Consider the following 13,063-nt stretch of genomic DNA (forward strand, 5'->3'; position numbering starts at 1 on the left):
TCAGGGAACATTAATATGTCGCGTCGTGCAAGTATTGCCAGTTAATGACCGAACACGAGCAGCCGTTGTCCTCAGTCCTCGAGACAGTTGGCGAGACGCCGCTGGTTGCGATCGACGTTGGGCCGCCGTCGGTGGACGTGTACGCCAAACTGGAGACATTCAATCCTGGTGCGAGCGTGAAAGATCGCATTGGCCGCTACATGCTTCGAGCGATGTTAGACCGTGGTGAGATCGATCCCGGCGGGACGGTGATCGAGCCGACGGCCGGCAACACTGGAATCGGACTCGCGATTGCTGCCCAGCAGCTGGGATTGAACGCAATATTCGTGGTTCCCGAGCGGTTCAGCAAGGAGAAACAACAGCTCATGCAAGCGCTGGGTGCCCGTGTCGAAAACACCCCGACAGAAGACGAAATGAGCGGTGCTGTCGATCGAGCCCACGAGCTTGCCGACGAAATCGATAACAGCGTCGTTCCCCAGCAGTTTGCGAATCCGTTGAATACGGAGGCCCACTACGCGACGACCGGCCCGGAGATCTATGGAGCACTCGCAGACGAGGTTGGTGCGATCGTTGTCGGCTGTGGCACCGCTGGAACACTGATGGGGATCGCCAAATACGCCAGAGAACAGAACGGTGACACGCATATCTGTGCCGTCGAACCGGAAGGCTCGGTGTACGGTTCGTTGCTCGATGGGTCCCCAGAGCACGAGGAGTATAAGATCGAAGGAATCGGTACCTCGGATCCCACCACGAACGAACTGTTCGATCCTACACTGGTCGATACAATCGAGCAAGTGAGCGATCGCGATGCACACACCGAGCTGAAACGGCTGGCACGAGAAGAGGGCCATCTCGTCGGCTCAAGCGCAGGCGCTGCGAGCCACGCTGCCAGGGCTGTCGCAAACCGGATTGACCGGGACGAGCTCTCAGTTCCACACCAGACCGTCGTCACAGTGTTTCCCGACACAAGCGAGCGCTATCTCTCGAAGGGGATTTATAATTCATTCGAAGAGTGGAGCGGATGAGCTGACTCATCGTGTCCCGAAAGCGCATGCTCGTAGTATGGAAGTGCGATTGAGCGTGCCAGCGCAGGAAGATCGTCACTCATCGCACATTTGAATGCTAACGTATACTGATCGATGAAAACTCCCCTCCCAATCCGAAGTCCAGTGACAGTCAAAACCCAGACGGTCCGATGAAGTTGAAACAGTTATTTCTTCCCACAATTCCTTCATTCTATCGAAAACAGACCGTAGAGGCGTGCACAAGTGTTAATTCTGGCCACAAGTAATAGCCAACACTGATGAGGATACCCGGACTCACAGTAGCATCTGCGGGAGGTAGCATATTGTACACGGTACCGATAGTAGGTGTCGAACTGGGACAATCAGAAATCACTGCCATCGGCATCGTTCTGATTTTGCTCCTTCTCATGGGATCAGGATTTTTTTCGTCTTCCGAGATCGCGTTGTTTTCACTGCCAGTGCATCGCGTTGATGCGATGATTGAGGAGGGAAAGCGGGGAGCACAGGTGGTCAAATCGCTCAAAGAAGACCCACACCGCTTGCTCGTGACGATCCTGGTTGGCAACAACATGGTCAACATCACGATGTCCTCGATTTCGACGACTGTCGTCGGGTTTTATTTCGATCCTGGAACCGCCGTGCTCGTCTCTTCGTTCGGGATCACGTCGATGGTCTTGCTGTTCGGTGAGAGTGCGCCCAAGTCCTACGCCGTCGAGAACACTGGCAAGTGGGCCCGGACAGTCGCCCCACCACTGAAAATTATCGGTAAACTGCTCTGGCCACTCATCACGCTCTTCTATTATTTGACCAGAGCCGTCAACAAACTCACTGGTGGCGGCACATCAATCGAATCGTCGTACGTTACCCGCACCGAGTTGCAGAATATGATCAACACCGGGGAGCGCGAGGGCGTCCTCAACGAGGAGGAACGTCAGATGCTCCAGCGAACGCTCCGATTCACCGATGCGACCGCCAAGGAAGTGATGACTCCCCGTCTCGACATTCAGGCGATCGAGGGCGAAGCGACCATTCAGGAGGCGATCGCCGCGTGCATAGAGGCAGGACACGCTCGGATGCCCGTGTACGAGCAGTCGCTCGACAACGTGATCGGTGTGTTCGACATCCGTGAACTCCCAGATGGCTCTCAGGCGACACACAGTGACCAGACGGTCGATTCGGTGGCAACCCCCACATTGCACGTTCCTGAATCGAAAAACGTCGACGAGCTCCTTTCGGAAATGCGCGAAGAGCGGATGCACATGGTCATCGTGGTTGATGAATTCGGAGCCATGGAGGGGCTTATCACGATGGAAGACGTGATCGAAGAGATCGTCGGTGAGATTCTCGGTGGTGGTGAAGAACATCCGATCGAGTTCGTCAACGACGACACCGTGCTGGTCGATGGGTCTGTCAACATCGAACAGGTCAACGAGGCGCTTGCGGTCGTACTCCCCGAGGGTGAGGAATTCGAGACGATCGCTGGCTTTCTGTTCAATCGGGCCGGCCGACTCGTCGATCAAGGCGAGGAATTCACCTACGAAAACATCACACTGCGCGCTGAACAGCTCGATAACACCCGTATCCAGAAGGTTCGCGTCTCCGTCGATCGTGACCCAAAAGAACCTACCGAAGAGGAGTAGTGGTCGTCGATGAGAGCCCGGAGATACCGACGGCACTGCTGGCACAACCATTAGGGAACCGGCCCTCATACAGCCCCCACCGGATCATGTACGAGTCCATTCTCATTCCATATGACGGCAGTGACGGTGCAGCCACGATTCTCCATCACGCCGGCGAACTCGCTCACTGGGCTGGTGCGACAGTCCAGGTCCTCTACGTCGCAGATACAACACGGGATAGCGTCACCGTTATCAAGGGCAACACGGTCGATGCACTCGCAGAACGGGGCGAAACCGTCGTTTCAGAGGCAGGCGACACGCTCGATTCGCTCGGTGTGGAATACAGCACGGACGTCGTGCAGGGCAATCCAGCACCGACGATCGCCGAGTACGCAGAGCGCTACGGGTACGATCTCGTCGTACTGCCAACGCACGGACGGACTGGACTCTCTCGGTATCTCATCGGCAGCACAACCGAGAAGGTGGTGCGTCTTTCATCAGTTCCGGTGTTGACAGCCCGAATGCAGCCGGACGAACAGTTTGCGTTCCCTTACGACGACGTGCTCATCCCCACCGACGGAAGCGAGACAGCAGCGCATGCAGCAACCCACGGGCTGTCGCTTGCCTCGTCACTGGCGGCAACGGTTCATGTGCTCTCTGTCGTGGACGCGAACACTCACGACACTGATCTACTCTCGACAGAGTCCGCAAAAGCCCCTGTGCAACCAGCACAGGATGCTATCGACGAGCTGGTTTCGATGGCGGCCGAACAGGGCATCGACACTGTAGAGCAACATCTCGAAACGGACAGTCCAGTGGATGGCATTCTCGACTGCATCGAGACGAATGATATCGACGCCGTCGTTATGGGAACGACTGGGCGGCGTGGCACAGAGCGCATTTTGCTCGGAAGCGTTGCTGAAACAGCTGTCCGGTCAGTGCCAGTGCCGGTCATCACCGTCGGTTCCGAGGATGCTGCTCACGAGTGATCACACGTGCACTGATCACGATCCGTCATCGATCCTGATTTCCTGTTGGACAGCCGAAGCTGCGATACTGGCAGGAACATTGAGCAGTTCGATCATCCCTACTGGCGCATTCTGACAGCCTGGCCTGTCGATCGTTTCGAGTGGGGATTCGGACCAAGAGAAGGGCCATCTCGTCGGCTCAAGCGCAAGCGCTGCGAGCCACGCTGCCAGGACTGTCGCAAACCGGATTGACCGGGACGAGCTCTCAGTTCCACACCAGACCGTCGTCACAGTGTTTCCCGACACGAGCGAGCGCTATCTCTCGAAGGGGATTTATGGCTCGTTCGAAGGGTGGGACGGGTGAAAGTGGACGATCACGCAGTATCTAACTCCGCGTCAAACCGTTCGAAAAATGTCTCGACGAACGCCCAGCGGGATTCGCCGAGCCGTCTGGCTCCAGGAGTGTGTAACGCCGCAAGGCGCTCTTTCGCCCACCCCTTGAGCAGGGCTACGTCCGGTCGGTCCGGTGGCGTCAGCTCGTGTGCTGAACCGACATCGAGGCTCGCGTACGCCGATCCCGCTCGACCGGATCGCTCACCAACGATACACGCCAGTCGGACGATGCCAATCGCGCCGATCGCATCTAGCTTATCCGCATCGAACAGGAGTCGTGCCTCTGGCGTGTCCGGTGTTGGCGAGCTATCACGAATCGAGTGCGAGCGGATACACGCACAGATCCGTTCGACGCGCTCGGAGTTGACCCCTGCGTCGGTGAGAAGCACTCTGGCTTTTTTCGCACCCCAGCGGTCGTGATCGTCGATCGACCCGGTTCGTTCTCGTGGGCGTCCGATATCGTGCAACCAGGCCCCAGCTGCGAGCAGTTCGAGATCAACGGATTCATCGAGTGTGTCAGCCAGTCGAATAGAGAGATCACGCACCCTGGCGGCGTGATACTGATCGTGGCCAGGGAGTGCATCCTCATAGTACGGAATAGCGAGCGAACGAGCGAGTGAGGAGAGGTTCGGTGACATCGACAGAGACTCTCCGCTACGCACAGGGAGATGTTTCGATTACATACCGATTCTCAGCGGCTGGTACTTCCCTCAAAACCTATATAATACCGACAGTTATTGGGAGATAGATCGTCACAAATGACATACCGACCACCATATCACGGCCAGGGGCTTGCCGTGATTGGCGTCTGTCTCGTCGTCGTTCTCACAGGATGTCTTGGTGGTAGCTTCGACGGTTCCCAGGAGGGACCACCCTCTGCAACCAACACCAGCAACGGTGGGACGGAGTACACCGAGACGATGGGGCCCATCCCTCCGATGAGTGAAAAAACGAACGCCGTGATGGAGGAGCTCGATGAGAAACACGACAGAATATCTAGTTATGAGGCGTCCATCACCGAACGAACGGTGACAGAGCTTTCGAACGGAAGCACGATGGAACACGTCATGAACTGGCACGTGCAGGTGAAATACACCGACGATGGCGTGCTCACCAACGTTTCCCGATGGTCGCCAGACACGGCCGAGAAAAAGTCGTTCCACATCCGAAATCGGAGTGCCGAAATCACCTACCTCCCTGATCAAAACGAATATGCAATCGAACGATACGACCGCTCTCGGAATACTGACCGAGAGAATCCCGGATACGCCCACTTCAGATCGTACAATGGCGAGTACAATATCTTCGATGCAAATCCCGCGGAGTTGAAACGCGAAAACGCGATCGAATTCGCGGGCAACGAAACAGTTCGTGGAGAAAAAGCGTACGTAATCGAGCTCGATGGAAATCCAAACGGAGGACACAAAGCGTACTACGCCGCCCAGACGTTCTACGTCGACACCGATACTGGCGTCGTGTTGAAACAGACGGCACAGAAACCCCACCTCGATTCGATGGCAAACATAACGGTCGATGAGCTAGAGGACCCAGGAGACAGAAGCGTTAGGAACGACACCGACGATCCCGACGATGCGGTGTATCTCGGTGATAAGACGATTACCACCACGTATACGAACGTGAGCGTCAACAGCGTTTCTGATGATGCGTTCACGCTGGATCTCACCGCAGACGACGATGTAGAAGTCATCTCCGACGACGAAGGGTAGCTCACGGCGGGCACCACTCACTGGGGAGCAACAACACAACTGGATATAGAACTGCTATATTCCGAAGGGTTTTTTACCTATATTATTTTCAGAGTAATACAATGGGCGCAAAAAAGGTGCAGTGTGATAACTGTGGGTTCTGGACGGAGATTGACACCACAACCAACGGGAACAAGCTCTGTCGTCGCTGTTCAGAAAAATTATACTACTGAGTCCTGGTGCGGTCGGTTGGCGAGTTCGGCGAGTGCCTCGACGCCCGCCTCGTAGACGCCGGTGGCGATCTGATTGAGAGCGGGAAGATTCCAGCGTTGTTGGAGCGTCGAAAAGCGATCGCGCATTTGTTTTCCTTCCTCAATTGCCTGTTCGTATCGTTCGATGGAGTCATCGTGGACGTAGAAGACAAATCGCGTGTATGCGATCTCTTGTGGGCTAAACTGGCCCGTTCGGACGAGATCACTCGGTTGCGTTCGCTCGCCGGGCGGCGTTGTGGCGAAAAACTCGATTGCGGATGGCGGGTAGCCGAGGATGGTACCGAGTCGTCTGTGCCAGGCGAGATTGCCCACGGTTTTATCAGTCGATGGGAGAAGATCCAGGCGGCCACCGTTCGGTGCGACGAACCAGTCGCTTGCGACGCCAGGACCGATCCGTCGCGTGGAGAGGTCGAACAGCTCACAGAGCTCGAACAGGCCTCGATGGGGTGCCCACCGGTGGTTCGGGAATGCAAATTCGTGGGCAGTGATATCCGCGGCGGGTTTATCGCCCGCAAGCACGAGCGCGAACAACAGCGGATCCCGATACCAGACTGGTTGCTCGACGTACCGTGCACAGTAGGCACGCAAAGCCTCGTGCTGTGCGGGGGTGCAATCATCCGCGCGCGGCGAAATCGTGGAGGGGACGAGCACGGTCGCTCCGTTGACGTTCGAACAACTAAACTACTCCGGGAGAAACCCAGGAGATAGGTTCTGAGAGTGGAATATTCAACTGTCCTGGTGGTGTGACGGCGCTACGGATGGTCGTCTGGTGGTATCGCGACGCGCTTGCACCATTGGATAGCTATGTAGTTCTCCTGGGATCAATCGACCTGTGAGCTCGATACGCGGTGCAACAAGACGGCGGCGATCCCACCCAGTACGATGTCGAGCACACCGAGCAGTACGATCGCTGGCACAATCGTGTTCCAGATGCCAGAAAACGCCGTCACATTGATCACCGAGAGGACATCTTGGCCGAGCATCAGCGCACGGAGGGCATCTACGCCGTATGTGACCGGATTGACTGTTGCCAGGACCTGCATCCACTCCGGGAGAAAACTGATTGGCAGAAACGCGCTTGAGGAGAAAAGCAACGGGTAGTGCGTCATATACATCCAGATACTGGCCGATTCAATATCTTGTGTCACGAGCGCGATGATGATTGAGAAGGCCGTAAACCACAGCGAATACACGATGACAATGGCGAAGATTCCGAGTACGCCTCCCAGTCCCGTCTGGATGTAGGGCCCGACCGAGCCACCGGAACCGATCCACAAGAGCAGGTATCCGAGCACGAGAACGATCGCCGATTGGAAGGCGATCCTGAGCACATCAGCGAGGGCTTTTCCAAGAAATATCGCCCCCCGGTGGGTTGGTGAGACGAGTATTTTTTCGAACATGCCACTATCCATGTCCTGGATCAGTCCCGTTCCAGATTGGATGGCTACCGTCATGGCAGTGACAATGATGATCGCCGGCGTGAGAAAGGTGATATAGTTGATGTCTGCTCCGAACAGGTCTTGAATCGGCCCGCCGGCAAGTTTCCCGAACACCTGCGTAAACAATATCAGAAAGATAAACGGCGATAGCAGTGCCTCGAACACTATACTCGCGTTACGGACGGCTTTCTTGAGCCAGCGTTTGAGCGTGACCCACACGTCGACAGAGAAGCTGTTGCCAGCCGCCAGTCGTTCGGCTGTGTCGGTCGTACTCATCGATCCCCCTCGTCCTGGGCGAGGGCTTCCGGTTGGGCACGACTGTTACCCAAGCTTCGCTCGTCAATATTGCCAGACTGCGTCTGGCTGTTAACCGGAACGTCTCGCGTTCCGGTGATAGCGAGGAAGACGTCGTCAAGCGTCGGTGATCGAACGTCGAACCCTGTCACCGTGAGGCCCGCATCTCGCAGCGCGACGAGGAGGTCGGTCCCCTCTCGGCGCGCGTGCTCGGACGCGATAGCGATACCTTCGTCGGTGGTCTCGATCGTACAGTCCGCGAATACACCTGACTCACGGGCGACTCGTTGGGCGTGCGCTCGGTGATCGGCAGTCGAGCCTTCGATCGTGAGTTCGAGGATGTCACCGCCGACCTGCGATTTGAGCGCATCCGGTGAATCGGTGGCGACGAGTTTGCCATCTTGAATCACCGACAGACGGTCACAGAGTTCGTCGGCCTCTGCCAGATACTGCGTTGTAAGAAACAGGGTCGTCCCCTGCCGATTGATTGCCCGGAAGTACTCCCACAGGCGGTTTCTGGCCCGCGGATCCAACCCGGTCGTCGGTTCGTCCAAGAAGACGAGTTGGGGCTCATGCACGAGTGCAGTCGCGATATCGAGACGCTTTTTCATCCCACCTGAGAAATCGCTGGGCTGCTTGTCCGCGACATCCACGAGATCGACGAGTGCTAACAGGTCATCAATCCGCTCAGCTCGCTTGCTCCGGGGGACGCCGTACATCTCACAGGCGAACTGGATGTTCTCGCGGGCGGTGAGTTCCGTATCGATACTCGTCTCCTGGGCCATGTAGCCAATCGACGACCGAACCGCTCGAGAATCAGTAACCACGTCGTAGCCGTTGACGGTCACCGATCCGCCAGTGGGCTCTAACAACGTTACGAACGTTTTGATTGCGCTAGTTTTCCCCGCGCCGTTCGGGCCCAAAAATCCGAAGCATTCGCCCCGAGGAATCTCGAGATCGATGCCGCGTACTGCATGGGTGCCATCCGCGTACGTGAGTTCGACGTTGTTCGCCGTGATCGCAGTCGTGCATGTCGTTGGTGTTTCGGTCGATTCAGTTACCATGGTCGTTCGATCTTGCTTTCTGGTCGTTCTGAGTGTCTGTACATCCGCCGTTGATGGGCTTCAGGATTAGTTCATCCATCAACTGAAGAGAAACGCCGTTCCACAACAGGAATTACCCCGATTATAATCGGGTTATTTATATGGAGTAGCGGTTTGGATCACGTGTATGCCCAGACCGATTCCAGCGGTGCTCGGGAGAGGAGACCGGAGAGCAACACAATGAGTGCGTCGTTCCACCGAGTATGAGATACATCACGGTTGTCTTCTCTCTGAGTGAAGAGTACGTTCGTTCACAGAGCGAGCAGGGAACAACCACAGATCCGAGAGAGATCTGGATGGATGGGACGCTCATCGCAACACAGGAGGCAATTCAGTACCAGAACCTGCTTGAGGATGGGACCGCCGTTGCGATCGTCCAGTTTCGTGGGGATGCTGACCGGTTCGAATCGATAGCAGACGAGGAACCAGAGATCATCTCCTGTGCAGTGACGGGCGGTGATCCGTGGCTGGCGTATCTCCAGTTCGAACCGGAAGCATTGCAAATGACACTGTTCGAGCTTTTCGACAGGGAAGCGATCAGCATTGATTGGCCGATGCGAGAGACACCCGATGGATTACGAGTCACGCTGTTCGGAGAAGACGCAGCGCTGCAGCGAATGATGACCAGCATTCCCCAGGAGATGGAGTTTCGCCTCGAACGGGCCGGCGAATACCGACCGGAGCTAGCCGATCCCATTGCTCAGTTGACGGACAGACAAAAAGAGATCGTCCGGACGGCAATCGCTGCGGGCTATTACGAGCTGCCACGGCGTGCAACGCAAGCGGATATAGCCGACGAGCTCGGCCTGGCGCAGGGGACAGTTGGAGAGCATCTTCGCCGCGCAGAGGCGAAGATCATCCAGTCGGTCGTTGTTTGAGGCGACTGCAAGGGACAACCAAAAAAGGATCATAATTCGCTACTCGCTCTCAGTGACAGTCAGATCACCGATCTTCAATGGTGTAGGTGATGCCGTCGTTTGGGGGGATATCGATGTATCCGTGGAAATAGAACGTGTCCTCGTAGTTGGCGTAGACGGTGCCGTCGAGTCCATAATCGTACCACGTTCCATCATATTTGATGGCCTGTGGGTATTCGAACGACGAATCCGTTCCGTTTTCATCGGGGCCATCACCACCCCAGATTGGCTTCGTCGAATAGATTATGTAGCGGGTGCGATCAGCGACACCCCGCACAGTGACCCGATTCGCGGCCTGTGCGTGGATCCCCTCGGAGGTCTCGCTTGCTGTCGCCGTTTTTGCGCCAGCAGTGATGCCAGCAATGCCGAGCATTCCGGCTGCAGCCCCTTTCAAAAACCCACGCCTGCTGTCTGTGTGAGTTTCAGAGTTGATTCGATTCTCTGTTGATGCAGATCGATTGTTTTGTTCTTTAACTACCATTTACTTACCATTGCCGCATCTGAAGAGATGTGCGCCCCACCCATAAATTCATCGTCGATTTATTAATTATAATTAAATTCTGGTATTTTACATTTGATACGGTGTCGTTTGATAATTCAGGAGTTCATCCCGTTCGATCGCGATTGCTTGAGCGAGAAAGAACGGCGGCCGTTCTTACTCGGTCGTGATCCGTGCCAGCGCGGGGTGCTGGTCTTCGAGGCCGGTTGGACAGCCGAGACTGCGATAACGTCCATACGAATCGAGCAGCTCGATCAGTCCAGCAGCTGCACTTGAACAGCCAGGTCGGTCGATCGTTTCGAGTGGTGATTTGGGATCCGTTGCGGGGAAGGTGAGCTGATGGATTTCGCCAGTTCGGGTTTCGTGGTAGCGGACTTTAGCGCCCGTATCGAAGGTTGCGGCCACCACTGTTTCTCCGGTGGCGTGATAGCGCGTGATCCGCTCAATACCGGGTAAGTGTTCGTAGGCGGTTCGTTCGCTTGCGAGATCGGCCATTGTGAGGATCTGTTCGATTCTGGTGGCGTGCGGACAGCCAGTCGATTGACACGGGCGACACCACGTTCCCTGGCCGATATCCACCACGTGATAGAGCTCCGCTTCGGAGAGTTCGTCGCGTGAATCCACAGTGGAAAGGTTCACGCAGTTGCGGTCGTCGTCCCTGAACAGAAAGAGGGGCAGCGTCATCGTCGCCCCCAGAGTGGACAGCCAAGGTGGTGATCGCGATGACCACGGAGCTGGCGGCGACAGACGACACAGCTGTGGCTGTAGTGGTTCAACGAGTCGGTACAATTACGGTTGCGTGTGTTCTCCCATTGCATGGGCAATCGCTTCTCGTGAGAGCCCAGCGTCGGGTGCTTGGACCACCCGGCGCATTCAACACGAACGCGCAACGCCCCGTGGCGCATCTGTGCTCTCGTGTTGCATTGCCTTCCCGATCGCTTATAAAGTTATGTAGGAATAATTGTGAAAGACTGTTCGAATAACAGGTTTGTGGGAGAGTGCTCCATCGAAGAATGAATTAGGCACTGGATTGGGGTCACGATTCACGTCACTGAGGAAACGCCTCGCTCCATATCCAACGATGAAATTCCAATACTAATGTGTAGATGTCTCAGACTGAGTACCTGAATCTGCAACCACGACTGCTCCTTTCATCCCCGATTCTTTGTGGGGCTCACAGTAATAGTAGTGCGTGCCAGGAGACTTGAACGTATGCGTGAAGATACCATTTGGCTTGGGATCACTGCTATCAAACTTCTCGTCTGTGGCTACGACATTGTGACCTCCCCATCCATCCCATTTCCATGTTACGGTCGTTCCTGGGGAGATTTTGATCGCGGCCGGTTCGAACTTGTAAATATCATCTGCGTTATTATGCCGTTGCGATTCATTCCAAGATGTTTGGGGGTGTTCTGGTGTATTTAGTTCATCGGGACCGACCGTTACAGCAACCGATTTATTACCAATCATATATTGAATGGAATCATCATACCCTTTCGCATGAGCGAGCCAATTCTCAACGCTTTCCGGTTCTTCATCCTCTGACTGACATCCTGCTAACAGTCCCATAACTGCGATACTCCCGGCGGCCCGGAGAACTGTTCGTCTCCCGGTTTGTTGGTTGTATGTCACTATTTCTGTTGTCCAATATATAAGTGGAAATGACATATTCCCTGCGACTCGTTCGACGTACCATCCGAACAACGCGGCGACGACGAATCAGACATCTACTACTCATTCGATTGGCCTGGAGACCGAACGTTTCGATCGATACGAATCAAGAACAAGTGATGATACCCCAACTAATGAACCACTCTGTGGGTCTAGACCACCATCGCTTCAACCACCTTTAGAATAGCCCTATCTGTATTCCAGTACACCACAAAGAATTTACAAAACCCCTCAGATGAGCCACCATGCGACGGCGCACGCTTCTCTCTGCCTGTGGACTCGCGCTCTCGGGGCTCGCTGGCTGTTCAAGCAACACCGGCGAGGAGGAAACAACACCGACCGAAACGCCCGAACCAACTGTCGTAGTCAATGAAACACCATCCCGTCCGGGACCAGTCACGTTTCTCTCACTCCAGCCAAAGTTAGTACGAGTCAATAGGTATGCCGCAGAATTGACTCGTGGTGAAAAATCACAGTATCTCTATCTCGACCTCGATTTTACGGACGAAAAACCGCCAGCGCGCGAGGATTTCACCGTCGAGTTCAGTGGCAGAACGATCTATCCGATGGCCAGGGTCAACACCATGTCGATTCTCAACAACTACGGCCCAGAATACACCAGACACCGAGGAACCGGATGGCTTCTCTTCGAGTTGCCAGCAACGGGTGACGCAACCGACGCCAGATTGCGCTGGTCAGACGACGAATGGATTCCAACCGAACGCATTCGAACGCGACTCGCTGAGCAACACCCACGGTTTTCGGCTAATATCTCAATGGAAACGAAGATCTCTCCAGGATCAGTGCCGTCGATCACGGTCGAAATGACGAATGAGGGCTCCATTGCGGGACGGTTCCTGGGAACGCTCAATCGAGGTGGCCCCAAACAGGGGGGAGCCACGCGCCTCCGTGGTTTCTCCGAATTTCCAGTCGCCAAAATCTCAGAATTCATCCCAGCTGGTAAAACGAAACGAATCAATCTGACAGAATCTGACGAATCATTCGACGTACCACCCGAACAACGTGGGGACGACGAAGAGGATCTCTACTACTCGTTCGATTGGCCCGGATCCAGATCGAGGAAAATCGTACGAGTCGAGATCAAAAACGAACAGTGACGATACCTGACGACCAAGTAGCCACGCTGGAAATGCAAC

13 protein-coding genes and 1 pseudogene are annotated in these 13,063 nt (G+C 55.3%); 7 read left to right on the top strand and 7 right to left on the bottom strand.

Annotation, left to right across the window (positions count from 1 at the left end):
* Positions 1–44: 44 nt before the first annotated feature.
* The 4 genes and pseudogenes from JXQ78_RS06640 to JXQ78_RS19030 all read left to right on the top strand — a co-directional run.
* The gene (locus JXQ78_RS06640; RefSeq protein ID WP_330632694.1) at positions 45–1,025 is read left to right on the top strand and encodes a PLP-dependent cysteine synthase family protein; all 981 of its coding nucleotides are present in this window, start codon (positions 45–47) and stop codon (positions 1,023–1,025) included.
* 278 nt (positions 1,026–1,303) lie between these two features.
* Positions 1,304–2,665, top strand: coding sequence for a hemolysin family protein (locus JXQ78_RS06645; RefSeq protein WP_330632695.1), 1,362 nt, complete (start codon positions 1,304–1,306; stop codon positions 2,663–2,665).
* An 86-nt stretch (positions 2,666–2,751) separates the two neighbouring features.
* The gene (locus JXQ78_RS06650) at positions 2,752–3,633 is read left to right on the top strand and encodes a universal stress protein (RefSeq protein ID WP_407934042.1); all 882 of its coding nucleotides are present in this window, start codon (positions 2,752–2,754) and stop codon (positions 3,631–3,633) included.
* Between the two features lie 154 nt (positions 3,634–3,787).
* Positions 3,788–3,976, top strand: a pseudogene (locus tag JXQ78_RS19030) (cysteine synthase); the annotation flags it as partial.
* A 10-nt stretch (positions 3,977–3,986) separates the two neighbouring features.
* On the opposite strand, the gene JXQ78_RS06660 reads toward JXQ78_RS19030, so the two are convergent.
* Complete coding sequence (locus tag JXQ78_RS06660; protein WP_330632698.1) at positions 3,987–4,643, bottom strand: HD domain-containing protein; 657 nt, start codon at positions 4,641–4,643, stop codon at positions 3,987–3,989.
* Between the two features lie 120 nt (positions 4,644–4,763).
* On the opposite strand from JXQ78_RS06660, the gene JXQ78_RS06665 reads away from it, so the two are divergent.
* The gene (locus JXQ78_RS06665; protein WP_330632699.1) at positions 4,764–5,732 is read left to right on the top strand and encodes a hypothetical protein; all 969 of its coding nucleotides are present in this window, start codon (positions 4,764–4,766) and stop codon (positions 5,730–5,732) included.
* A 200-nt stretch (positions 5,733–5,932) separates the two neighbouring features.
* On the opposite strand, the gene JXQ78_RS06670 is transcribed toward JXQ78_RS06665, so the two are convergent.
* The 3 genes from JXQ78_RS06670 to JXQ78_RS06680 form a co-directional block, all read right to left on the bottom strand.
* Positions 5,933–6,634 (bottom strand): hypothetical protein, encoded by a 702-nt coding sequence (locus JXQ78_RS06670; RefSeq protein ID WP_330632700.1) that lies wholly within the window; start codon positions 6,632–6,634, stop codon positions 5,933–5,935.
* 170 nt (positions 6,635–6,804) lie between these two features.
* Complete coding sequence (locus tag JXQ78_RS06675) at positions 6,805–7,698, bottom strand: ABC transporter permease (protein ID WP_330632701.1); 894 nt, start codon at positions 7,696–7,698, stop codon at positions 6,805–6,807.
* On the bottom strand, positions 7,695–8,780 hold the full coding sequence (locus JXQ78_RS06680) for an ABC transporter ATP-binding protein (RefSeq protein ID WP_330632702.1): 1,086 nt from the start codon (positions 8,778–8,780) through the stop codon (positions 7,695–7,697). The genes JXQ78_RS06675 and JXQ78_RS06680 overlap by 4 nt, the downstream gene beginning before the upstream one ends.
* 242 nt (positions 8,781–9,022) lie before the next feature.
* Here JXQ78_RS06680 and JXQ78_RS06685 point away from each other — a divergent pair, with 242 nt between their 5' ends.
* Positions 9,023–9,697 (top strand): helix-turn-helix domain-containing protein, encoded by a 675-nt coding sequence (locus JXQ78_RS06685; protein ID WP_330632703.1) that lies wholly within the window; start codon positions 9,023–9,025, stop codon positions 9,695–9,697.
* Between the two features lie 64 nt (positions 9,698–9,761).
* Here JXQ78_RS06685 and JXQ78_RS06690 read toward each other — a convergent pair whose 3' ends face one another.
* The 3 genes from JXQ78_RS06690 to JXQ78_RS06700 all read right to left on the bottom strand — a co-directional run bounded on the left by JXQ78_RS06690 (position 9,762) and on the right by JXQ78_RS06700 (position 11,804).
* A complete protein-coding gene (locus tag JXQ78_RS06690) occupies positions 9,762–10,130 on the bottom strand; it encodes a hypothetical protein (protein ID WP_330632704.1) in 369 nt (122 codons plus the stop codon).
* A gap of 261 nt (positions 10,131–10,391) precedes the next feature.
* Positions 10,392–10,919 (bottom strand): hypothetical protein, encoded by a 528-nt coding sequence (locus JXQ78_RS06695; RefSeq protein WP_330632705.1) that lies wholly within the window; start codon positions 10,917–10,919, stop codon positions 10,392–10,394.
* Between the two features lie 411 nt (positions 10,920–11,330).
* Positions 11,331–11,804: a plastocyanin/azurin family copper-binding protein gene (locus tag JXQ78_RS06700; protein ID WP_330632706.1), complete on the bottom strand. Its 474-nt coding sequence runs from the start codon at positions 11,802–11,804 to the stop codon at positions 11,331–11,333.
* A gap of 347 nt (positions 11,805–12,151) precedes the next feature.
* Here JXQ78_RS06700 and JXQ78_RS06705 point away from each other — a divergent pair, with 347 nt between their 5' ends.
* The gene (locus JXQ78_RS06705; protein WP_330632707.1) at positions 12,152–13,024 is read left to right on the top strand and encodes a hypothetical protein; all 873 of its coding nucleotides are present in this window, start codon (positions 12,152–12,154) and stop codon (positions 13,022–13,024) included.
* The last annotated feature ends 39 nt before the right edge of the window (positions 13,025–13,063 follow it).

Source organism: Halocatena halophila (genome assembly GCA_027563145.1).
GTDB lineage: Archaea > Halobacteriota > Halobacteria > Halobacteriales > Haloarculaceae > Halocatena > Halocatena halophila.

What these genes read in the sequence shown, in the direction of transcription:
- JXQ78_RS06640 (WP_330632694.1), top strand. Translation starts at nt 45, where the DNA reads ATGACCGAACACGAGCAGCCGTTGTCCTCAGTCCTCGAGACAGTTGGC.
- JXQ78_RS06645 (WP_330632695.1), top strand. Translation starts at nt 1,304, where the DNA reads ATGAGGATACCCGGACTCACAGTAGCATCTGCGGGAGGTAGCATATTG.
- JXQ78_RS06650 (WP_407934042.1), top strand. Translation starts at nt 2,752, where the DNA reads ATGTACGAGTCCATTCTCATTCCATATGACGGCAGTGACGGTGCAGCC.
- JXQ78_RS06660 (WP_330632698.1), bottom strand. Translation starts at nt 4,643, where the DNA reads ATGTCACCGAACCTCTCCTCACTCGCTCGTTCGCTCGCTATTCCGTAC.
- JXQ78_RS06665 (WP_330632699.1), top strand. Translation starts at nt 4,764, where the DNA reads ATGACATACCGACCACCATATCACGGCCAGGGGCTTGCCGTGATTGGC.
- JXQ78_RS06675 (WP_330632701.1), bottom strand. Translation starts at nt 7,698, where the DNA reads ATGAGTACGACCGACACAGCCGAACGACTGGCGGCTGGCAACAGCTTC.
- JXQ78_RS06680 (WP_330632702.1), bottom strand. Translation starts at nt 8,780, where the DNA reads ATGGTAACTGAATCGACCGAAACACCAACGACATGCACGACTGCGATC.
- JXQ78_RS06685 (WP_330632703.1), top strand. Translation starts at nt 9,023, where the DNA reads ATGAGATACATCACGGTTGTCTTCTCTCTGAGTGAAGAGTACGTTCGT.
- JXQ78_RS06695 (WP_330632705.1), bottom strand. Translation starts at nt 10,919, where the DNA reads ATGACGCTGCCCCTCTTTCTGTTCAGGGACGACGACCGCAACTGCGTG.
- JXQ78_RS06700 (WP_330632706.1), bottom strand. Translation starts at nt 11,804, where the DNA reads ATGGGACTGTTAGCAGGATGTCAGTCAGAGGATGAAGAACCGGAAAGC.
- JXQ78_RS06705 (WP_330632707.1), top strand. Translation starts at nt 12,152, where the DNA reads ATGCGACGGCGCACGCTTCTCTCTGCCTGTGGACTCGCGCTCTCGGGG.